Origin of the sequence: Flavobacterium hydrocarbonoxydans (genome assembly GCF_009789235.1) — a bacterium.
In the GTDB taxonomy this organism is placed as follows: Bacteria; Bacteroidota; Bacteroidia; order Flavobacteriales; family Flavobacteriaceae; genus Flavobacterium; species Flavobacterium hydrocarbonoxydans.
The window spans coordinates 62,394-85,855 of record NZ_WSTB01000011.1 but is presented as its reverse complement, the minus strand read 5'-3'; the positions used below and the strand labels follow the sequence as shown (position 1 = coordinate 85,855).

17 protein-coding genes are annotated in these 23,462 nt (G+C 34.5%); 12 read left to right on the top strand and 5 right to left on the bottom strand.

Annotated elements, in window-relative coordinates; all coding sequences use genetic code 11:
- Positions 1-26 precede the first annotated feature (26 nt).
- The gene (locus tag GON26_RS17565; RefSeq protein ID WP_160376076.1) at positions 27-455 is read right to left on the bottom strand and encodes a PaaI family thioesterase; all 429 of its coding nucleotides are present in this window, start codon (positions 453-455) and stop codon (positions 27-29) included.
- Positions 456-583: 128 nt separating this feature from the next.
- Between GON26_RS17565 and GON26_RS17560 the strand changes: the two genes are divergently transcribed.
- The 8 genes from GON26_RS17560 (at position 584) to GON26_RS17525 (ending at position 12,908) form a co-directional block, all read left to right on the top strand.
- Complete coding sequence (locus tag GON26_RS17560; protein ID WP_160376075.1) at positions 584-2,098, top strand: hypothetical protein; 1,515 nt, start codon at positions 584-586, stop codon at positions 2,096-2,098.
- 307 nt (positions 2,099-2,405) lie between these two features.
- A complete protein-coding gene (locus tag GON26_RS17555; RefSeq protein WP_160376074.1) occupies positions 2,406-4,181 on the top strand; it encodes an endonuclease in 1,776 nt (591 codons plus the stop codon).
- A 100-nt stretch (positions 4,182-4,281) separates the two neighbouring features.
- Positions 4,282-7,935 carry a phosphoribosylformylglycinamidine synthase gene (gene purL / locus GON26_RS17550; RefSeq protein WP_160376073.1) on the top strand — a complete coding sequence of 1,218 codons (3,654 nt, stop codon included), beginning with the start codon at positions 4,282-4,284 and terminating at the stop codon, positions 7,933-7,935.
- 344 nt (positions 7,936-8,279) lie between these two features.
- Positions 8,280-8,741: a hypothetical protein gene (locus tag GON26_RS17545; protein ID WP_160376072.1), complete on the top strand. Its 462-nt coding sequence runs from the start codon at positions 8,280-8,282 to the stop codon at positions 8,739-8,741.
- 87 nt (positions 8,742-8,828) lie between these two features.
- Positions 8,829-9,584 carry a LuxR C-terminal-related transcriptional regulator gene (locus tag GON26_RS17540; protein WP_160376071.1) on the top strand — a complete coding sequence of 252 codons (756 nt, stop codon included), beginning with the start codon at positions 8,829-8,831 and terminating at the stop codon, positions 9,582-9,584.
- A 109-nt stretch (positions 9,585-9,693) separates the two neighbouring features.
- Positions 9,694-10,314: a hypothetical protein gene (locus GON26_RS17535; RefSeq protein WP_160376070.1), complete on the top strand. Its 621-nt coding sequence runs from the start codon at positions 9,694-9,696 to the stop codon at positions 10,312-10,314.
- A 214-nt stretch (positions 10,315-10,528) separates the two neighbouring features.
- Positions 10,529-10,972: a hypothetical protein gene (locus GON26_RS17530; RefSeq protein WP_160376069.1), complete on the top strand. Its 444-nt coding sequence runs from the start codon at positions 10,529-10,531 to the stop codon at positions 10,970-10,972.
- Positions 10,973-11,129: 157 nt separating this feature from the next.
- Positions 11,130-12,908, top strand: a complete 1,779-nt coding sequence (locus tag GON26_RS17525) for an AMP-dependent synthetase/ligase (RefSeq protein ID WP_160376068.1) — start codon at positions 11,130-11,132, stop codon at positions 12,906-12,908.
- 54 nt (positions 12,909-12,962) lie between these two features.
- Here GON26_RS17525 and GON26_RS17520 read toward each other — a convergent pair whose 3' ends face one another.
- A complete protein-coding gene (locus tag GON26_RS17520) occupies positions 12,963-14,060 on the bottom strand; it encodes a slipin family protein (RefSeq protein WP_160376067.1) in 1,098 nt (365 codons plus the stop codon).
- Positions 14,061-15,004: 944 nt separating this feature from the next.
- On the bottom strand, positions 15,005-15,217 hold the full coding sequence (locus GON26_RS17515; RefSeq protein ID WP_160376066.1) for a hypothetical protein: 213 nt from the start codon (positions 15,215-15,217) through the stop codon (positions 15,005-15,007).
- A gap of 254 nt (positions 15,218-15,471) precedes the next feature.
- Between GON26_RS17515 and GON26_RS17510 the strand changes: the two genes are divergently transcribed.
- The 3 genes from GON26_RS17510 (at position 15,472) to GON26_RS17500 (ending at position 18,188) form a co-directional block, all read left to right on the top strand.
- Positions 15,472-16,101: a response regulator transcription factor gene (locus GON26_RS17510; protein WP_160376065.1), complete on the top strand. Its 630-nt coding sequence runs from the start codon at positions 15,472-15,474 to the stop codon at positions 16,099-16,101.
- A gap of 4 nt (positions 16,102-16,105) precedes the next feature.
- Positions 16,106-16,762, top strand: coding sequence for a hypothetical protein (locus GON26_RS17505; RefSeq protein WP_160376064.1), 657 nt, complete (start codon positions 16,106-16,108; stop codon positions 16,760-16,762).
- 637 nt (positions 16,763-17,399) lie between these two features.
- Entirely contained in the window at positions 17,400-18,188 is a 789-nt protein-coding gene (locus tag GON26_RS17500; RefSeq protein ID WP_160376063.1) for a sensor histidine kinase, read from the top strand.
- Between the two features lie 118 nt (positions 18,189-18,306).
- Here the strand turns inward: GON26_RS17500 and GON26_RS17495 are convergent, their stop codons facing one another.
- Both GON26_RS17495 and GON26_RS17490 read right to left on the bottom strand, forming a co-directional pair.
- Positions 18,307-20,319, bottom strand: coding sequence for an AAA family ATPase (locus tag GON26_RS17495; RefSeq protein WP_160376062.1), 2,013 nt, complete (start codon positions 20,317-20,319; stop codon positions 18,307-18,309).
- A gap of 844 nt (positions 20,320-21,163) precedes the next feature.
- Positions 21,164-22,585, bottom strand: coding sequence for an RtcB family protein (locus tag GON26_RS17490; RefSeq protein WP_160376061.1), 1,422 nt, complete (start codon positions 22,583-22,585; stop codon positions 21,164-21,166).
- A 93-nt stretch (positions 22,586-22,678) separates the two neighbouring features.
- Here GON26_RS17490 and GON26_RS17485 point away from each other — a divergent pair, with 93 nt between their 5' ends.
- Positions 22,679-23,293: an HD domain-containing protein gene (locus GON26_RS17485; protein ID WP_160376060.1), complete on the top strand. Its 615-nt coding sequence runs from the start codon at positions 22,679-22,681 to the stop codon at positions 23,291-23,293.
- Positions 23,294-23,462: the final 169 nt, after the last annotated feature.

Genomic DNA, 23,462 nt, shown 5'->3' with positions numbered 1-23,462 from the left:
AATTTCGAGTATAAATTTATTTAAAATTAGCCTTTCTTTTTCTCCAAAACAATATTCGTCAGTTTACAAAGCGAAATTAAATTCCCGGCTTCGTCAGTGATTTTAATTTCCCAAAGATGAATGCTTCTTCCTTTATGAATAATGCGTGCCGTTCCAAAAACAACGCCTTCACGAATGCTTTTTAGGTGATTTGCCGAAATCTCGATGCCGCGTACTTCCTGCTCTTTTGCATCAATAAAAAAGTGCGATGCAGCGCTGCCTACACTTTCTGCCAAAGCCACAGAAGCACCGCCGTGCAATAATCCCATTGGCTGATGAATCCTTGGATTGACGGGCATTTTTGCAGTTAAAAAATCTTCACCCGCGTCTATATATTCAATTTGCAGGGTTTCCATCAAGGTGTTTTTCGAAAACTCATTGCAGTAGGCTAAAATCTGTTCTTTTGTATAGTTCATTAAAATTGACTTTAAAATCGTAAAATTAAATAAAAGATGAGATACAAATTCGAAAATACATTTCTAAAATTAAAAATCATCTTACAATCGAATTAGTTTTTTGCTATTTTTACAAAAAAACAATCCAAATGCGTCAATCTTTTGTACTCTTCATTCTTGGTTTAGTATTAGCTGTAAGTTCCTGCCGAACTGATTTTGACACCGTTGCGAGTACTGGAGATTTAAAATTCTCAAAAGACACCGTTTATCTGGACACTGTTTTTAAAAACATCGGATCGAGTACGTACCAACTCAAAGTTTACAATAGAAGTAATGACGATATCTCGATTCCGACCATTCAGCTTAAAAAAGGTTTAAATTCGAAATACCGCATGACTGTTGACGGTTCGAGCGGAAACAATGGCAAAATATTTAAAGATGTGACGCTTTTGGCAAAAGATAGTTTGTATATTTTTATAGCAACAACGGCAGATATTACAGATGCAAACCCTGCCGATTTTTTATATACTGATGAAATTGAATTTGATAGTGGCGTCAATCTTCAGAAAGTAGCTTTGGTGACCCTTATTCAGGATGCTGTTTTTTTATATCCAAAACAATTCGCTGATGGAACTTCAGAGACAATTCCGCTTGACGGAAAAGAAATTGATGGATTTTATTTAGATGAAAATGACGATGTAAACGGAAATGAGTTACTTTTTACCAATGAAAAGCCCTATGTTATTTATGGTTTCGCTAGTGTTCCAGAAAGCAAAACCGTAACTTTTGAAGCCGGAGCGAGAGTACATTTTCATGCGAATTCAGGACTTTTGGTTAATAAAAACAGCTCTTTACAAATTAATGGAACTGTATCCGCAACCGACAAACTCGAAAACGAAGTTATTTTTGAGGGCGATCGTCTCGAACCAGATTTTTCCGATATTCCCGGACAATGGAAATCTATTATTCTGGCCGATGAAAGCACCAATCATTCGATAAATCATCTTACGTTAAAAAATGCAACTGTTGGTTTATCGATTAAAAATCACGATGCAACAACGGTTCAAATCAAAAATACACAAATCTACAATTGTTCCCAATACGGAATTATGGCGCAAAATGCTCAGATTAATGGTGAAAATCTGGTTATTGATTATGCAGGTTTAGCCAGTTTATCATGTGTTTATGGCGGAAATTATACGTTTACACATTGTACTTTTAATAACAATTGGCCAGGCGGAACACAATTTGCAGTGAATGTAAGCAACCAATTGGCGGAAGCAACTCCGGAAACCCATGATCTGACAAAAGCAACTTTCAATAATTGCATTATTTATGGTTCGAATGCCAACGAATTTAATTTGGATAAAAACACAAATGCGGAATTTGTCTATCAACTGAATAATTGTTTATTAAAATTTAGTGCCGCAACTAGTAATCCTGATTATCAATTTGCCACAGATTCTGAACATTACACAGCAATTATTCTGAATAAGGATCCTAAATTTTATAACATTTCTAAAAGTAAATTCAATATCGATAATACTTCCAGCGCTTTCGCAAAAGGGAATCAGGCGTATGCAATTCCGCTGGACATCATTGGAAATACCAGAACTTCTCCACCGGATTTGGGGGCGTATCAGAGTAAAGATTTCCCGAAGTAAAAGGATTTGCCACGAAATAAATAATTTGCCACGAAGGCGCTAAGGCGCAAATTTTTATTTATAAAACTTACGAAATTTCATTAGGGCATCTGCTTTTTTGCCAGATTTAAAAAACCTTACCGACTTTGTGCCTTCGTGGCAAAAACAATCAGTAAGAAAATATACCTAACAAATAATCTTTTCTTAACCTGTTCCTTTCAAAAAAATAGTATATTTGATATATTGTAAGAATTAACATCTTTAAAGTAAGCGCTTTGAGTTTAATTTTTTTACAATTTGTCAGACCATAAATTTTAAACTATTTTTTATGAAAAACTACTACTCTTTTCTTTTATTTTTAGTTTTCGCAACAGGGTTTTCTCAAATCCCGACCGGATATTACGATACGGCAACTGGAACTGGTTATGCGCTAAAAACACAGTTATACAACATTATTAAAGGTCATACTGATAATGGTTATGGCGGTTTATATACCACTTATGAAACATCAGATATTGATAATTTCTATGAAAATGACGGCTCCGTTTTAGACATGTACTCTGAAAACCCTGCCGGTACTGACCCTTATAATTACAGTATCGCAACAACCCAAAGGTGCGGTAATTATACCAACGAAGGAGATTGTTATAACAGAGAACATATTATTCCGCAATCTGTTTTTAATGAAGCTTCGCCGATGAGAAACGATGCCCATTTTATCACTCCAACTGATGGAAAAGTAAACGGAATTCGTTCTAATTATCCTCACGCTATGGTAGCAAATCCAACTATTACGAGTCAAAACGGAAGCAAATTGGGAGAAAGCACTACGGCTGGTTACACAGGGCCCGTTTTTGAGCCAATAGATGCTTTTAAAGGAGATATTGCAAGGATGTACTTTTACTTTGCAACGCGTTATGAAAATACGGTTTCAGGATATCCTTATGCAATGTTCAACGGAACTTCGACCAAAGTTTTCACACCCGCATTTTTAAGTCAGCTAATTGCCTGGCACAATCAAGATCCTGTAAGCCCTAGAGAAATAGCCCGAAATAATGCTATTTATGCACGCCAGAACAATCGCAACCCCTTTATTGACCATCCTGAATATGTGGCAGCCGTTTGGACAACCGAACCTGATGATACAACACCACCAACAGCTGTTACCGGATTAGCTGTTACAGCTACAACTTCAAACTCTGCTAATTTAAGCTGGACAGCTGCAACAGATAATGTTGCCGTTGCAGGTTATGCCATTTATGTAAACGATGTTTTTAAACAAAATGCAACAGGAACAACAGCAACCTTATCTGGTTTGAGTCCGTTAACAACTTACTCTTTTTATGTTATTACAAAAGACACTTCAAATAATTTATCAATTCCCAGTACAACTGTAAATGGCACAACGACTGATGTTCCGGCAGGAACGACAGATTGTGCTAAAGAAAGTTTTGCAAACATTCCTACCGCTACTTCATCATCTTACACAACAAGAAGCTGGACTGGTGACGCGGGATTAATCTGGACAGCAACAGATGCCCGAACAGATCAGACAATCAACACAAAAGCAATTGGTATAAGAAATGGTTCCCTTACTGCAACCGCTACACCAAACGGAATTGGAGATCTGACCGTAACCACTCAACTTAAATTTTCTGGAACAAGCGGTACATTCAATCTTCGGGTAAACGGAAATATTGTTGGTCTGATTTCATACAATGCATCTGTAACAACAACAACTATTTCAGGTATAAATGTTTCAGGGAATGTGGTAATTAGTATTACCGACAACAGCACACCAACTAACCGTGTAGCTATTGATGATTTGTCCTGGACTTGTTATTCAAATTTAAGTAATGAATCATTCGAAAGAGATTCTTTTTCAGTTTATCCAAATCCTTCAGATGGCGATTTTAAAATTCAGTTTGGTAATGCCAATGAATTAGGAAAAATTGAAATATTCTCTACTTTAGGGCAAAAAGTTTTTGAAAAAGAAAATAGCAATCTTTCGTCAGTTAAGGTAAATCACCTTTCAAAAGGTATTTATATCGTTCGAATAACACAAGAGTCAAAAACTTATATTAAAAAAATAATAATCAACTAATTAACTACATTCTTAAAAAGATTAAAAAGCGACCTCTTTGTCGCTTTTTTTTTTGATGTTAATTGTCTAAATTTGCACCTCAATACAACAAACACACAAAATGATTCATTTCTTTGAAAACCAAAGCAAAACTGTTTTTGCCGTACAAACGCAAAACGAAATTTCGGCTCAAGACATTTCAAAACTTAACTGGCTTTTTGCAAACTCTAATAAAATAGAAAAATCCGTTTTGACGGATTTTTTTGTTGGTCCACGTGCCACAATGATTACTCCATGGAGTACTAATGCTGTAGAAATCACTCAGAATATGGGGATTTCAGGAATCATTAGAATTGAAGAGTTTCATCCTGCAACAGCTGATTTTACTGATTTTGACCCAATGCTTTCGCAAAAATTTACGCAATTGGATCAGGAAATTTTCACCATCAACGTACAACCGGAACCTATTCTGGAAATCGATGATATTGCCACTTATAATAAAGTAGAAGGCTTAGCTTTAAGTCAGGAAGAAGTAGATTATTTAGATAATTTATCCGTAAAACTAGGCAGAAAATTAACCGACTCTGAGATTTTTGCTTTCTCACAAGCGAATTCAGAGCACTGTCGTCACAAAATCTTCAACGGAACATTTGTGATTGATGGTGAAGAAAAAGAAACTTCTCTTTTCAAATTAATCAAAAAAACATCACAGGAAAATCCTAACGATATCGTATCTGCTTACAAAGACAACGTTGCTTTTGTAAAAGGACCAAAAGTGCAGCAATTTGCACCAAAAACAGCTGACAAACCAGATTATTACGAAATAAAAGAATTTGATTCGGTTTTATCTTTAAAAGCAGAAACACACAATTTCCCTACAACTGTAGAGCCTTTCAACGGAGCTGCAACAGGTTCCGGAGGAGAAATTCGTGACCGTTTGGCTGGAGGACAAGGTTCATTGCCATTAGCAGGAACTGCAGTTTATATGACTTCTTATTCTCGTTTGAATGACGACAGAAAATGGGAGAATGCTGTTGAAGAAAGAAAATGGTTGTACCAGACACCTATGGATATTTTAATCAAAGCTTCAAACGGAGCTTCTGATTTTGGAAATAAATTTGGTCAACCCCTAATTACGGGTTCTGTTTTAACTTTCGAACACGAAGAAAATAACCGTAAAATTGGTTACGATAAAGTAATCATGCAAGCGGGTGGAATTGGTTACGGAAAATTAGATCAGGCTATCAAAAAGAAACCACAAGAAGGTGATAAAATCGTAATTCTTGGAGGAGAAAATTATAGAATCGGGATGGGTGGTGCTGCGGTTTCATCTGCAGATACTGGTGCTTTTGGTTCAGGAATTGAATTAAATGCGATTCAGCGTTCGAATCCGGAAATGCAAAAACGTGCAGCCAATGCCATTCGTGGTTTGGTAGAAAGCGACAACAATCCAATTGTTTCGATTCACGATCACGGAGCTGGAGGTCACTTAAACTGTCTTTCGGAATTGGTAGAAGAAACAGGAGGTTTAATCGATTTAGACAAATTGCCTGTTGGAGACCCAACACTTTCTGCAAAAGAAATTATCGGTAACGAATCTCAGGAAAGAATGGGATTGGTTATTGGTCAAAAAGACATTGATACGTTGCAAAGAATTGCCGACAGAGAGCGTTCGCCAATGTATCAGGTTGGAGATGTAACGGGCGATCACCGTTTTACTTTTCAATCAAAATCAAATGGTTCAAAACCGATGGATTATGCTTTAGAAGATTTCTTTGGAAGTTCTCCTAAAACGGTAATGACCGATAAAACTATCGATAGAAAATATGCTGACGTATCTTATACTGCGTCAGATTTCGAAAAATATTTACAAGATGTTTTACGTCTTGAAGCTGTTGCCTCAAAAGACTGGTTAACGAATAAAGTTGACCGTTGTGTTGGAGGAAAAGTGGCTAAACAACAAAATGCAGGACCTTTGCAATTGCCTTTGAATAATGTTGGGGTTATGGCTCTGGATTATTTAGGTAAAGAAGGAATTGCAACTTCTATTGGCCACGCTCCTATTGCGGCTTTGATTGACCCAGTTGCGGGAAGTAGAAATGCTATTGCAGAATCGCTTTCTAATATTGTTTGGGCTCCGATTAAAGATGGTTTAAAAGGAATTTCATTATCAGCAAACTGGATGTGGGCTTGTAAAAATGAAGGAGAAGATGCTCGTTTGTACGCTGCAGTTGAAGGTTGTTCTGAATTTGCAATCGAATTAGGAATCAATATTCCGACAGGAAAAGATTCGCTTTCGATGAAACAAAAATATCCAAATGACGAAGTAATTGCGCCGGGAACGGTTATTATTTCTGCTGGAGGTAACTGTACAGACATTAGAAAAGTAGTGGAACCTGTTTTACAGAAAAACGGAGATTCTATTTATTATATCAATTTGTCTCAGGATGATTTCAAATTAGGAGGTTCGTCTTTTGCACAAATCAGAAATACAATCGGAAATGAAACTTCTACAATAAAAGACGCTTCTTTCTTTAAAAATGCTTTTAATACGATTCAGGAATTAATCGGCGAAAGCCAAATTTTAGCAGGTCACGATATCGGTAGCGGTGGATTAATCACTACTTTATTAGAATTGTGTTTTGCAGATGTGAATTTGGGAGCAAAAATTGATTTCTCTGCTTTCGCTGAAAAAGATTTATTAAAAATTCTTTTCGCTGAAAACATCGGAATCGTTTTCCAGGCTAAAAAAGATTCAGCTGTTGAAGCAAAACTGAAAGCAAACAATATCGAATTCTTCAAAATTGGTTCTGTTCAAAGCGCTCCAAGTTTGGAATTTGGAATTTATAATTTGGATATTGCGAAGTACAGAGATATCTGGTTCGAAACTTCTTATTTATTAGATCAGAAACAATCTAAAAATGGAAGAGCTCAGGCACGTTTTGAAAACTATAAAAATCAGGTTTTAAATTATACTTTCCCAGCACACTTTACAGGAAAAAAACCAGTAATCGATGCTTCGAAACCAAAACCAAAAGCGGCAATTATTCGTGAAAAAGGAAGTAATTCTGAACGCGAAATGGCAAACGCAATGTATCTGGCAGGTTTTGATGTAAAAGATGTTCACATGACCGATTTGATTTCGGGGCGTGAAACATTAGAAGACATTCAGTTTATTGGTGCCGTTGGAGGATTCTCTAACTCTGATGTTTTAGGTTCGGCAAAAGGCTGGGCAGGAGCATTTTTATACAATGAAAAAGCAAAAACAGCTTTGGATAATTTCTTCAAAAGAAAAGATACTTTATCTGTTGGAATCTGTAACGGATGCCAGTTGTTTATGGAATTGGAAGTCATCAACCCAGAACACGAAGTACACGGGAAAATGCTGCATAACGAAAGTAATAAACACGAAAGTATCTTTACATCGGTAACGGTTCAGGAAAATAATTCAGTTATGTTATCTAGTTTAGCAGGAAGCACTTTAGGAGTTTGGGTTTCTCACGGAGAAGGAAAATTCAACTTGCCTTTGGCCGAAGAAAACTACAACATTGTTTCTAAATATGCTTACGAAGGTTATCCTGCAAATCCTAATGGTTCTGATTATAACACAGCCATGATGTGCGACACAACAGGTCGTCATTTGGTAATGATGCCACACATCGAACGTTCTACTTTCCAATGGAACTGGGCACATTATCCAAAAGATAGAAATGACGAGGTTTCGCCTTGGCATGAAGCTTTTGTGAATGCCATAAAATGGATCGAGAAAATCTAAAATATAACTTTTAATATAAAATGCCTCAGTTATACTATTTAGCTGAGGCATTTTTTTTATTATATCCAAGGCATAATCAATCTTTATTTTTTTGCAAAAAAAAATTAAAATGAAAGATAAGATTTACATTAAGAAAAAGTTTGTCAAAAAGCATGAATTTTAACAATTGTTTTTCCGGGTTAATCGTTTTTTTAGTATTTTAGGATTCCCAATCTATTAAAAATGAATACTCAAAGAACATTAAAAAAACGAAAGTCCTGGCTTTTTTTTTTAGAATTAAATAAAACGTTTAATTACATTTAAGTTCTGCTGAAAATTGCAACAAACTAACACCTACTTTGGATATGAAAAAAACAATTACTTATTGTCTATTACTGTTTTTTAGTTTAACTGTAAACGCACAGGAATTTACTGATGTAGAATATGTAGCCAGCATCAATAAAATAATTCAGAATAACCAGGTTACTTTTGTAATCAACTCGGAGTCAGGAAAATTAGACAAAATCAGTTATAATGAAGGCCAGATATTCTACAATTCAGAGCCTGAAGGATCACTGTCGTATTTCAATCTTATCGAAATTTCGGCCTACCAGATAAAAGACAATTCGCTAATATTAATCGATGAAGAATACGATAAAGAGGTTTTTAAATTTACAGGAATCAGTAAAACGGACGCCTCAAAAATCATTTTGGAACTGCGAAATCTATATCTTCCTTATATCAAAAAACTAAACAAATTCAAAAATGAAAATGGACTTTTTCAAGGTACCTCAGATCTTAAAGCACAACAATGGACAAAATTATAGGAATAAGGAATCAAAAGTTAAAATGTTAAACAACTGTTAAATTTAGCTTAATTTTAACTAGTTTTGTAGCATCAAAATTTTTCCTTTATGAATATAGAAATACAAAAACTTCATAATGTATGGCTTGACAACAGAACAATTCAATCCACATCATTACCACAAATTACCTTTGATGATTTAACCAATTCTATTATCAGTTCAGGACCTTTTTATTATTACATAGTAGATTTTTTTGATATGTCGATTTCCTACGTAAGCCCATCCATTTTCGAAATTCATGGTATTAATCCGGAAGAAGTTACTTTTAACGACATTTTGGGTTTGGGACATCCCGATGATACCGATTATATCATGAAAACAGAAGCTTCTATTGCCAATTTTTTTAATAATAAAATCGGAAGTGATAAACTCTTAAATTACAAAATCAATTATTGTATGAGAGGCAGGCTGATTAACGGAGAGTATGTTTTATTCAACCATCAGGCCATAATGCTTACTATTGATGATGACGGAAAATATGGTAAATCCTTAAACATTCATACCCGAATTGACCATCTGAGTACCTTCAACACCCATAAATATTCCCTAATCGGACTTAATGGCGAACCTTCCTATATGAATCTTAGTGTCTGTGATGCTAATGAACACACTACTGAATTCTCGAAAAGAGAAATAGATATCATCAAACTTATTGGTGACGGACTAAACAATAATGAAATTGCCGAAAAACTATTTATCAGTGCTTTAACTGTAAAAAAACACCGCAACAACATCCTGACCAAATCCAATTCTAAAAACACAGCGCAGCTTATAAAAAACTGTATTCTACAAGGATTAATCTAGCTGGAATAAGAAAAAAATACGCTAAAAGGAGTATTTTTTTTAATTAAGGAATACTCTAATTTTACAAAAAATTAGTTCCAAAACCATACACCTCAAAAACAAAATTTACATGAAAACCATTTCATTTTCATCATCAAAAATTTGCAAACTGCTATTTTGCAGTCTTGTAATTCTTTTCAGTTCATGCAGCAGTGAGGACAGTAAAGACGGAAACGAATCAGAAAATCCAGACACTGTCAGTGATGCATTGCATTTAGCTTTTAAAACACCTGATTGGGAAGAATATATTAATTGCGAACAATTAGATCTTTTTCCGCAATCAATAAACGAATCTACTTCTTATGTTTCGGCTTCTTCGGCTTCTACGAGAGAAACTTTCTTTTTTTCGTACCCAAGTGACAGTTCGAAAATCGTGAAAGCAGAAATTCTATCTAAACACAAAATAATGGAATTTGGCAGCAATGATGAGCCCTTTCAATTTTCGCAAAAATTACCTTTAGACCGCAATAGTATCGATGATACCACGAAAAGACTTGTGAGTTCTGAAGGACTTTCGACTAATGAATACAATCAGCTGGTAGAAGTAAAATACCTGAAAAGCGAAAAAGATTATGCCGTTTTTAGGGTAAAATGCAAATACGAAATGACAACCTATCTGGTAAACAGCCCGGAAACGACTAAAAAAGTAACCGGTACTTTTGCCTTCAAAATTAGAACAAGCAAAGACTAAAACATCCTAAAAGAAAGTTATTTTATCAACCAGAAACAAACTTAACAAGAGTTTGCTTCTGGTTTTTTGTTTGACTTTATTATAAAAAAGAAATAACGATACAAAACGATTTTGATTCCTGAAATTAAAACATTTTGGTTAGATTTGCTTCTGATAACCAAAAGCTAAAAACCCCATTTTTAGCCAGCCAAAAAAACTTTAAACCTACATATAAATGAAATTCCTAAATTTATTACTTATTACACTTCTATTAAGTGTTTCAACCTCTCATGCACAGATCAAAGTAGATCAGATCACCTTCAAAACTCACGAACATTTTATCACTACTACGATCGGATATCCTGTTGACGGTATTTATTTGTTCGAAGGAAAAGCTGAGCCTACGATTCAGTTAAACCCTGATGCTTCCGGCATCTTTCAATACGAAGATTTATCCAAAAAAAACATTACCTGGGGAATCGAATGTTCTGAAGAAGGAATTCCTATTTTTAAGGAAGGATTTAATAGCGCTTCTTATACCCTTTGGTACAAAACCAATGACGAAGAAGAGTGGAATTACACTCAGTTTTCGATTCATTTCAACAAAAAGAAAATGTTTATCATGGGCGAGCGTGTAAAAAATTACGAGGATTACAACGATCTTTCCAATCACAGATAAATAAATAAGGGTGCGCTTTATTCGAAAATTTACTACAAATCAGAAAACGTTTTCGTTGATTTTAGATTGTAGGCAAAATTTTCCTTATTTAATTTCACAAAATTAAATATTATACTTAATTTTTATTTAATTTGCGATAAAATTCAATATATATACAATGGTTTCAATCACACGACTTTTTGATTTTCCTTATTATCAACAAGAAACTTATAACAATGAAGTTGCTCTGGCTACCAAACAAAATGGTGTCTGGGTAAAGACTTCCAGCCAGGAATATATTGCAAAAGCAAATGCTGTTTCGAGAGCATTATTGCGTATGGGTATTCAGAAAGATGACAAGATTGCCTTGATCACTTCGAACAACCGTACCGAGTGGAATATCATGGATATTGGTATTTTGCAGACCGGTGCGCAAAACGTACCGATTTACCCCACTATCTCTGAAGAAGATTACGAATATATATTGAACCATAGCGGCAGTACTTATGTTTTTGTTTCGGATGATGAAGTGCTTCGCAAAGTAAATCTGATTAAAGAAAACGTACCTACTCTAAAAGATGTTTATTCTTTTAATGAAATAAAAGGCTGCAAACACTGGACAGAATTACTGGAACTAGGGCAAGACGAAAGCAATCAGAACGAAGTTGAAGCCAGAAAAAACAGTATCAAAACAGATGATTTAGCTACCATTATCTATACCTCAGGAACTACAGGAAGACCTAAGGGCGTAATGCTTTCGCACAAAAACATTGTTTCGAATGTTTTAGACAGTGCGCCAAGAATTCCGTTTGAACCAGGAAAAAGCACTGCTTTGAGCTTCCTGCCTATTTGCCATATTTTCGAAAGAATGATTTTGTACATCTATCAGTATTATGGTGTTTCGGTATATTTTGGAGAATCTATTGATAAAATTAGTGATAACCTAAAAGAAGTTCGTCCAACGGTTATTACAGCCGTTCCTAGACTTTTAGAGAAAGTGTACGACAAAATTTACGCAAAAGGAAGCGAACTAACCGGTATCAAGAAAAAATTATTTTTCTGGGCTATCGATTTAGGTTTAAAATACGAGCCGTATGGTGCCAATGGTGCCTGGTATGAATTTCAGCTGAAGATTGCCCGAAAACTTATTTTCAGTAAATGGAAAGAAGGTTTGGGAGGAAACTTAGACTTGATGGTTTCCGGAAGTGCTGCATTACAGCCGCGTTTGGCAAGAGTTTTTGCTGCTGCTGAGATTCCGGTTATGGAAGGTTACGGTTTATCTGAAACATCGCCTGTAATTGCCGTTAACGACACCAGAAACAAAGGATTCAAGATTGGAACGGTTGGTAAAGTAATTCGCAATGTAGAAGTAAAAATTGCTGCAGACGGCGAAATCCTTTGCAAAGGACCAAACGTGATGTTAGGCTACTATAAAGACCCGGAAAAAACTGCAGAAGCTTTGCAGGATGGTTATTTCCATACGGGAGATATTGGCGAAATCGACAGCGAAGGTTTCCTTAAAATTACCGACCGTAAAAAAGAAATGTTTAAAACCTCTGGTGGAAAATATATTGCCCCTCAATTGATTGAAAACGCTATGAAACAATCTCGCTTTATCGAGCAGATCATGGTCGTTGGTGATGGCGAAAAAATGCCGGCAGCATTTATTCAGCCTAATTTTGAGTTTGTTAAGGAATGGGCAAAAATTCACAAAGTAACTTTAGGCGTTACCAACGAAGAGATTATTTCGAACCCTCAGGTGGTAAAACGTATTGACGAAGAAGTAGAAGCAATCAATGAAAAATTTGGTAACTGGGAGAAAATCAAACGCTTCGAACTAACTCCGGATGTCTGGTCTATCGATGGCGGACACCTGACTCCTACGCTAAAACTAAAACGTAAAATCATTAAAGAAATCTACAAAGATCTTTACGCTAAAATTTATGGTCACGATTAATTACCAAGATTTTATATAACCAGAAAACGGCTGTCTTTACTTAGACAGCCGTTTTTATTTTACGAATATTTCTTTCAATTGAGTAATCACGTTTCCGCCTCCTGAAATGGTGATTTCACCAATTTTATCAGCAATTTTCTCCACGTATTCCATCTCTTTCAATTTCCATAACATTTCGTTTTCTTCCATCAATTTGGCGGTGTTCAACAAACTTCTGGTAGAAGCCGTTTCTTCTCTTCGCATGATGCTGTTGGCCTGTGCTTTTTTCTCGGCAACCAAAACCTGATTCATGATCTCTTTCATATCACCAGGCAAGATCACATCTCTAATTCCAGCATCCGAAATCACTAATCCCAATTCGTTGACTTTAGTCGTAACTTCAGCCAAAATCGCTTCTGCAATTGCATCTTTTTTTGCCAACAATTCATCCAAAGTCAATCCGCCTACAAAAGCTCGCAAAGCTAATTGCATCATTACATACAATTGTTTTTCAAAGTCTTTGTTGTCAACCAAAGCTTTCATAATATCAACAACCTGGTATCTCACAAAAAAGTTGATTCTTAATCCCGCTTTATCTTTGGTCAACAATTCCTGACCGGAAATTTCAACTTGTTGTTGTCTAGCATCAACCGTTTTAACTTCTATCGTGATGGCGTTGTTCCAAAAATAGTGTGTTCCGGCTTTCAATTCTTTCGCAAAAGTTCCATTTACAAACAACAAAGCTTTGTCGTTACTCGACACAACATATTTTCTGGTAAAAAAACGCAACTGAGCGTTCTCTAACAAATTCACCGGAACATTCTCTACTATTTCAATTTTAGAAATATCAGCTCTCGTAAATTCATTTTTTACAATTCCTTTCCAAAAAGCAAATCTTCCCGCTGGTAAAACAGCTTTAAAATTTCCATTTACAAATTGCAAAACAATCTCGTTATCCGCTACCTCAATAATTTCCAACATAGCCGCTAATACTTCATTCTGCAACAAAATATTCAATTCAAATGGTGGCTGAAATGAGGCGTTCATATCGTAAATCATTACATTTTTGTTTCCAAAAATCCAATGCAATCCTTCTTCTAATACAGTTATTAATTTTCTGTTTTCGAATACCAATCCTACCTGGTACGCTTCGATTTTAATTGTTTTAATCATTTCTTTTCTTTTTAAATATTTGTTTCAAGTTTTTTTAGGTTTTCTTTGTTTCAGGTTTCAGGTTCTTAACCACAACATTTTACATTTTACATTTTACATTTTACATTTTACATTTTACATCCATCTCCCAACTTCCCTCTCCCAACTTTCCTCTCCCAACTTTCCTAAATAAAAAACCTCATTGCCTTTCTCCTCCGATAAAAACGGACGAACAGTTTGTTTTTTGTTTGCGCTACTTGTTTTGCGATTCTATTTTGAAAAAGCGATTATACAAAATCGCTAAAACAATCAAACCGAAAAGAAATAGCCTATTTCAAAATACATTTCTGTTTGCACTGGTTGTATCGTGAGTATGGAATTCAGATTTTGCAATCCGGTTTCACTGACAAAGACAAATCAGTTTTTTTTCCTGGTCATCTTTTTAAGAGTGATGGTCTCTGGAAATACAGATTTTGAGTCTGTTGACATACCGTTCGTCCAACCGAAATGAATCGGTGCAGGATTCGAACCTGCAAATTTCTATTGTTCTTGCCAACTGAACTATCGCATTACTGCGAATGGGATTCGAACCCATGACCCATAGAGTGGATGATTTTTTGGAAAACCACCAAAACCTCCAAATCAAGTTGCATAGAAAAACATAATACGCTTTCGCGAAAAGTTCACTACAATGGTGCTATACAGAAACACGCAACAGGACTTGTTTGATATTGTATTCAAAGTCGCACTTTGATTGATTTCAGTTTATAAAAAGAACTTGTTTTATTTCTTAGACAAATATTCAAATTGTAGTGCGCAGTTATTCTGCGTAGTTTTTAAATTATTGTTAAAAAAGTTAGGTATATAAAAAAACGTCCTGAATATCAAGACGTTTAGAATGTTTTATGAATAAACTTATTATTTCAGGAAGTAATAAATTCTTCTTTAGAGAACTTATGAAAAGATTATTCTTTAATATTTATAGAAGTAATCCAAAAACCATTTCGATCACAAAATTGTTTTATTAACGCTTTTTCTTCACTTTTGATTTGCTTGCCTGACTCAAACGTTCCGCTTGCGCTCTTGCTTTTTCTAAGGTAACGGGCTCCTGCTTGGATATTTGTTCCATGCTTAACCTGGCTCTTTCCTGAAATGATATTTTGTAGTTCATCTTTCATACAGTTAAAAAACAAAGATAGAAAAAATTCTTCTCTAATCCTGATTAGGCCTGAATTGCCTTTTTTAAGAGTGAAAACCTCTATTCCTATATGTTAAAATTAATTACCTCCAACGGTTGATTTTCTCATATTTTTTGTATGTTTAAGTTTTGTTAAAATTTAAAATCCGGTTCCGCTTAATTTCAAATATCACCCTAAAGGGTAATTGCAAATAATATACTTAATATCCAATTTTGTAATGAAAATGTAACATCATGAAAATAAGAGTGGCTATAGTCGAAGACGATAAAAATTACAGTCAGGCATTGAAAAATATTATTGACTTCCAGGAAAACATGGAATGTGTCGCTCAATTTTTTAATGGTAAAAATGCTTTACAAAAACTAGAAGCTACAGAACCCGATGTGGTTTTAATGGATATACAATTGCAGGATTCATCTGGGATTGATATTGTGTATAAATTAACCGAATTAATGCCGCGAACTACATTCGTAATGTGTACCACTTTCGAAAATGACGAAAAAATCTTTTCGGCATTGCGGGCAGGTGCGAGTGGTTATCTCGTAAAGGGAGATCCGCTGGATAAAATTATTCAGGCCATTCTGGAAGCGCACAAAGGAGATGCGCCGATGAGTTTTGGTATTGCCAAACGTGTTTTAAAACATTTTCAGGAATCCAAAGCACCTGTAGAACCTTTACCCTTACTTACGGTAACCGAAAAACAAATTCTCGAACTGGTAGCGCAGGGTTTACTCCACAAAGAAATTGCGGACAAAAAAAATGTAGCCGTCGATACCATCAAAAAACACATTGGTAATATTTATAGAAAATTACAAGTAAACAATAAAATCGAAGCAATTAACAAATTTAACCACAAAAACTAAAACCATGGATTTAAAAAAATCACAAGAAAAAGGAATAGATGAAATTAATTTTATAAAAGAAATTAAACCAGAGATAGAAGCACTTTTTATCAAAGAATATCAAAAATTACGCTCGAAAATTAATGGGCTGACCGAAAGTTTTTCACTAGATCTAAAGACATTCAAACAATTACTTTCAGACAATCAAAACAAAGCATACTGTAAGTTTTATTACCTTCAAAAAGATGATTTTTTACATATCGGTTTGTCTTTCTCTGATAATGACCAATGTCCAATTAAAACTGATGATGTCTTTTATTCCTTAGAGGGTGACGTTATTAAAGATACCGATTTTGCAGCCATGGTAACAGCTTTTAAAGAAGGCATAGGAGCGCAATTACAAAAAGAAACTGGCGAAGAAGATGTTTTGACTGCCTATACTTTGAAAAATATTAATGACTACTTAACAAAAATGGAGAGGTTAAAGCTTACTGTTTATGCCCTAAAATTTAATATGTGGCAATATTGCCCTACTGATTTAGATCAGGAAGACGCTGTACTTACGGCAGAGTTTACAATAAGAAATAAAAGAATTTCATTTTGTGTACATGCCCTATTTAATGAAGCTTCTAGTACTTTTGATCCAGTTCCTGGTTCTGATTTAGGCAACTTGCGACCTTAATGAATACCATTTATGAAATAATATTACTTTTAACACTATTAAAATCAATAGTTTTGGTTAGGAAATACAATCTTTCCAGCCAAAACTATTTGGTTATATACCTTCTCGTAACTTTTCTTGTAGAGGTTTTTTCCTGGATAGTGTTATTAATAGATAAAGATTCGCAATGGAGTTTTCAGTATAATTTCTATTGTGTTTTTTGTATTGTGTTTTTTTGGTATTATTACTCCAGTCTATTCGATACAAGTCTTAAAAAGAAAGCCAATATACTCTCTGTCCTTCTTCTGATTGGTGTTTTGGTATTCCCTAACTTCTTGGGAGAAAACCTGGAATCAAAATTAATCATTGCCTTACCGCTGTTTTATATTTTATACAGTATGTTGTGGTTTTATCAGAAAATCGCTTTTCCGTCCAAAGATAAAATTACAGACGATCCCAATTTCTGGATTTCTACTGCTTTGCTTTTCTGGAGTTGTTTCTTTATTTTTAGGGTAATTCCAAGGCATTTTTTTGATAGTCGGGACAAAGTTTTTTTAATTTTACTGAGAGAATTGCTCTATATCATAAATTGCATTATGTATCTTTTATTTTTTAAAGGATTACTTAAATACGAAAGAATTGCAAAAATCCAAAACCAATGAATGAACTACCCCATGAAATAAAACTCACTTATATTATTGCCATCATTGTGATGTTGCTTTTTGTTGGTTTCATAATAGTAGTCGTATTTATTTATAATAAAAAACAGCTGATTCAGCAGCAGGAAGATCAGATAAAAGAAAGCGAATTCAAAAACCAGTTATTAGAGAAAGAATTAGAGCGTCAGAAAGCGATTCAGTTAGAAAGAGAACGAATTTCGCAGGATATGCACGATGATTTAGGCGCTGGAATTTCGGCTATAAAACTTCAGGCTGAGTTTTTAAAATATAAAATGCCAAAGGAAAGTTATTCCGAAGATTTAGACGCCATCATAACTACTTCTGAAGATATGAATTTAGCCATGCGGGAAATTCTTTGGAGTCTGAACTCGCAAAATGACACGATTGGCAATTTTATCGAATACACCAGTTTGTATGTCAAACGTTTTTTGGATAAAACCAACATTCATTCGCAATTCGATTCGAAGATTCTGGATAAGGAAACCGAATTATCTGTAAAAGCAAGGCGAAATCTTTTTTTAGTGATCAAAGAAGCCGTTCATAATGTCTATAAACACAGTCAGGCATACAACCTCTCTATTTTATTTGAGCAAACGGATACTGCTTTTAAAATTACGGTCATGGATGACGGCATTGGATTATCAGACACGATGCAAAAAGGAAACGGTATAACCAATATGACTTTGCGAATGGAAGGCATAAACGGAACTTTCCAAATTATTCCTCTTCAAAAAGGGGTTTCTTTGTTGTTTGAATATCCGTTATAAGAGTATAATTATAATTAGAAAACGGCTGTCTTTGGTTTGAGGTAGCCGTTTTTTTTATGATTTAGTTTTTAAATAACTTTGAAAAGGATTAGGGATTGGGTTTTTAGGGTTTGGATGGTCATTTCTTTTGTGTAATGAAATTGTATATTTCGATTGTTAGCTCTTTAATCTCTTTATTTTTAGATAAAATTTCCCAAGAAAAATTTTTATTAAAAACTAATTCGCTTAATTCTCTTTTTTTTATTATTGTTCCAAATGAACCATCCGATTTTACTTCATAAGTAGATTGATTAAGAATAAACGTTGAAGAAATCTTTCCTATTTTATTCCTTATTTCTTCTAGAAATTCTCCAACATATTTTTTCACAAAACCTGAATAATCAACTTCAGACAATGCTCTGTCAATTTTCAATAAAATATCTACTTCATGAGACTTAACTAACTTTTTATTGCAAAGCTCAATTAGAATTTCCTTCCACATTTCATTAGTCAAAAGGTTTTCCACCTCTCGTATATTCCAAATAACTTTAGGAATAAAATTATCTGTCTTTGCATCTTCTAGCTTTTTTAATCTAATCCCTTTTTTAGAATTTTTTTTAGATGCATCTGAGTCTGCTAAAAGAAATATTCTATTACTAATTGCTAAGGCTTTTATATCCTTTATAACAATTTCTACATCTTCTTTTTCTATCTCATCTTCAAAAATATAATGATCAATATTAGTGCCTGCATATTCAAAAAATGCAAAATCTATATCTTCTTTAGGATAGGGTTTTCCAATTGAATCACAATACGATTTTAAAAATGCTTTTATATAATTTCTGTCTGATATTCCCTCAACCCAAATACTGCAATTTGCCATGAAAACCGAAGAATTATTTACTCCTAAATCTTGAAGCAATTTATTATCTCCTCTATTTACATTTTTGATTATAAATTGTTTTTCACCATTATCCATTTTTTTTGGTGAAAAAGAATAAATAGACACATTGTCTTTTTCAATAGTTAAATCTAAAAAATGATTAGAATGCGTAGTAATTATATAAGTTAGTTGCTTCTTTTGCAAATCTTTATTAGTAGTTATTTGCTCTAAAAAAAGTCGTTGCATTCCTGGATGTAAATTCAATTCTGGTTCATCAATAAAGATAAAGGAATTCGATTCTGCCATAAATATTTTATACATTAAGACAATTAATGCTTGAATTCCATCTCCGAGATTATATAATGTTCTAGTGTCTTTATCTCCATCAACATGTATAAGAATTAATTCAGATTCATTAATTCCTTTTTCATTATCATTTTTATCAAATTTGGCTACTATATCAACTTGTTTGCCGTCAAAAAAATTCACACTCAAAAATTTTTCAAATTTTTCAAATTGATTCCTAATAGATTTTTCCGAATTTCTAGAATTTAATATTTCTCTGTACAAATGCAAACCCGTGAATACATCAATACTTTTATCAATTTTATAATTCTTTAAATAAGTATGTAGAAAAACATCTTTTTCTATCTTTTCATAATTATCGTTTCCAGGCTCAATTATACTCTTTTCTGAACCAAATTTTGTTATCTGAAACAATGAATGTGCAGTTCGTAAAGTTGGTATATAATACTTTTTAAATTTGGGATAATGACAAAAAAAATCGCTATCAAATCTTGCAAAATTTATTGCTTCTACACTATCTAACTTACCTTTTAATTGAGATAGCTTCAATTTGTTGCTATCAAAAACGTCTAAAATAGTTTCTGGTTTAGTTGCATCTAACTGTACTAAAATGTTTTGCCTAATAATTTTAGCAATTTCGGTAGTCCTATTAGAATTATATCCTGCAATTCTATTTCTATCATATTGGGATAAATATTGTCGCCCTTCTACATTTACATCTTCTATCTTAATATTATAATTATTAATTTGTTCTTTAAATTTTAATAAATCTGCAACACCAACAAATCTATTTACTTTCATAAAATTTCGTATAAACCTACTTTTACCACAATTATTGGCTCCTATAATAATGTTTATAGAATTAAAATTTGGAAAATATGAAAGAGATTCATTTTGGTCATTTAAAAAATAGTCTTTAAATAACTCTTTGTCATCTAAAATCAAGTCATAAATTTTCTTCATATACTACAATTTATAATTTTCATAAAAAAACAAAATCAACTTCTCATTCATCTTCTCCTCAATTTACCCAAATTAAACCTCACTGCTTCAAATAAATAAATCCCTATGATTTATAGGTACTTACTCCTTCTTTGCTTTATAATCCCTCATCGTTACTTTCCAAATATAATTAAAATAAATCGCCTCCTACTCCAGTACAAACACCTGTTTTTACAAGTAAAAACCCAAACGTTTGGGTTGTATCACAAAGTGTTTCGGTTCTAAACCCAACTGTTTTGGTTACATCACGAAGTGTTTCGGTTGCAAACCCAAACGTTTCGGTTAAATCATGAAGTGTTTCGGTTCCGAACCCAAACGTTTAGGTTAAGAACCTAAAATTTTGATGACAGAACCTAAAAACTTCGTAATAGAACCTAAACACTTCGTGATTTAACCCAATCATTTGATGTTGATAATGGTTGTATTAAAAATCTCCATAATACACCTGAAAACAAGGCCGCTTCAAATCGTTTCGGCAGCTATCTGCTTCTGGGATGCTATGAACAAGCCACTGGATTATTTGCTATTTTTATATTTCCAGACCATCTTGTCGTTCCTGTGAAGGAAGAGACGAAGGCACAAAGTTTTTTAGCGCTTTTTGTCAATTCGGCGAGGCAGACTTGAGCGATAGCGACTGGCGAAGCAAATCCTCGCAAGTAACTCCGCAACGAAAGTCCAATCTTTGTCGAGCTTCTCGCGAGGATTTCTCCTTCGTCGAAAATGACATAAAATGAGGAAAATCTCAGTAACTTTACCTCTTTGAACCTAAAAAACCTAACAGATTTTAAAAACCTGTCAGGTTTGCTTAATCCTCTCTACTTCCGTCATCAGCCATTCTAACCATTTTTGGGGTAAACTTCGCTACAACATCAACCAAATCCTGTTGTGCTTTCATCACCTGATTGATGTCTTTATACGCCATTGGGGCTTCATCCAGACCGGCACCAATAAGCGTAACGCCATGATCTTTCAGAATAGATTGCATTTCAGTTTTAGTGATATTTTTTATGGCTTGTGTCCGGCTCATTTGTCTTCCTGCTCCATGCGAAGCCGAGTTAATAGCGTTCTCCTCTCCTTTTCCTCTTACCAAAAATCCCGGTGCAGTCATACTTCCCGGAATAATTCCCATGACACCTTTTCCTGCCGGAGTGGCACCTTTTCGGTGTACAATTACTTCTTCTCCGTTCCAGATTTCTTTCCAGGCAAAATTATGGTGATTTTCTACTTTGGCTAAAACCGTTGCGCCCAAAGCTTTCTCTAATTTGTTATGGATAATTTCATGACAAGCCGATGCGTAATCTCCAGCCAAATTCATCGCCATCCAATATTCCTGACCCAGTTGCGAATTCATATCTAAATAGGCTAAGTTTTTGGCCACTTCCGGAAGCTTACAAACTTCTTTGGCAATTTTGGTATAATGTCCGGCAATAGTGGCGCCCATTCCTCGTGAACCGGAATGCGTTAACAAAGCGACATATTTTCCTTTCGGAATATTCAATATCGCATCGTCTTTGGCAAATTCCATAATTCCGAATTCTACAAAGTGATTACCTCCACCCGAAGAACCCAATTGTGACCAGGCTTTATCTTTTAGATTTTTCACAAACGGATTTATATTAAAAGTATCATTCTCCAAAATCGCGTGATCAGATTTGTACTGTCCGTGAAAACCATGACCCGCACCAAACTTAGAATGTGCTACTAATTCTCTTTTGAATTTAGCTTCATTTTCAAAATAAAAATCCTCCGGAATATCATAAACCGACAACGCCATTCTGCACCCAATATCAACGCCAACACCATACGGAATAATGGCATTTTTAGTTGCTAAAACACCGCCAATAGGCAATCCGTAACCCTGATGCGCATCTGGCATTAACGCTCCGGCAACCGTAACAGGGAGTTGCATAGCCACTTCCATTTGTTTTCTGGCTCCATCCTCGATATGTTCTAATCCGTAAGCGGAATATGGGTTCGGGTTTTCGTTTAAAACAATAAAATCTTCCGGTTTTTCATTTGCTTTTTCGATTAAGGCGATGGCCAGTTTGCTAAAAATAGCATCGTCTGTATAATTTTCAGGTGTTTCTAATACGCTTTTGAAACTGGTTATCATCTCATCGCGTTTTAGACCATGTCTTTTATTGTTTATTTTTAATGCGATTCCGATTGTTTTTCCTTCCGGGAATCCTAATTCCATTAATTCAAATCCGTTGATTTGTGTTTTCATTGTTTTTATATTTTGATAGTACAAAGGTTTTATCTTACTACGCAATTATTTTGCGCAGCAGAAAAAGATTGGTTATTTTTGAGAAAAAACAACATGAATCTTAAAGATAAATATACCCAATTACTCTCGAAGATTGGTTTTGGAACAAATGAGATTCAGCAAAACTGGCTTGATCTGGAAAAGGCTTATTCCAAGAAATCGAGACACTATCATAATCTGACGCACATACAAGATATGATTAGCAGTTATGATAAATATGCCGATCAGCTTCAATTTCCTGTTGAAGTTTTGTATGCTATTTTTTATCACGACTACATTTATAGCAGCAGCAGGAAAGACAATGAACTGAAAAGTGCTGAGTTTGCCGTAAAAATTCTTCCGAAGGAAACCACTCTGAATTCGGAATTGGTTTTTGATATGATTTGTGCCACACAATTACATCAGCATAATGCAATTGAAGATATAAACTGGCTGATCGATTTTGATTTGAAAATTCTCGCCCGCGATTGGGACGGATATAAAACCTATTTTGAACAGATTAGAAAAGAATACCGTATTTATCCAGACTTTCTCTATAAACCCGGAAGAGCGAAAGCATTAAAACATTTCCTGGAGAATGAATTTATTTTTCAAACGGATCAATTCAGGAATTTATATGAAGAGAAAGCCAGAGCTAATATTGAAAAAGAGATTTCCTTATTGTCCTAGACGCGTGAGGGATGGGAACGGTATCCTTTTGTGGCGGGGTTCGCCACAAAAGATATAGTGGACAGCCCGGCCCTTGGGACACGCCCAAATATATAACGCTGAATTAATCTAGCAAACACGCAGAGCTACAAAATTTTTATTTCACGCAGATTTTTAAAAGATTAAAGCA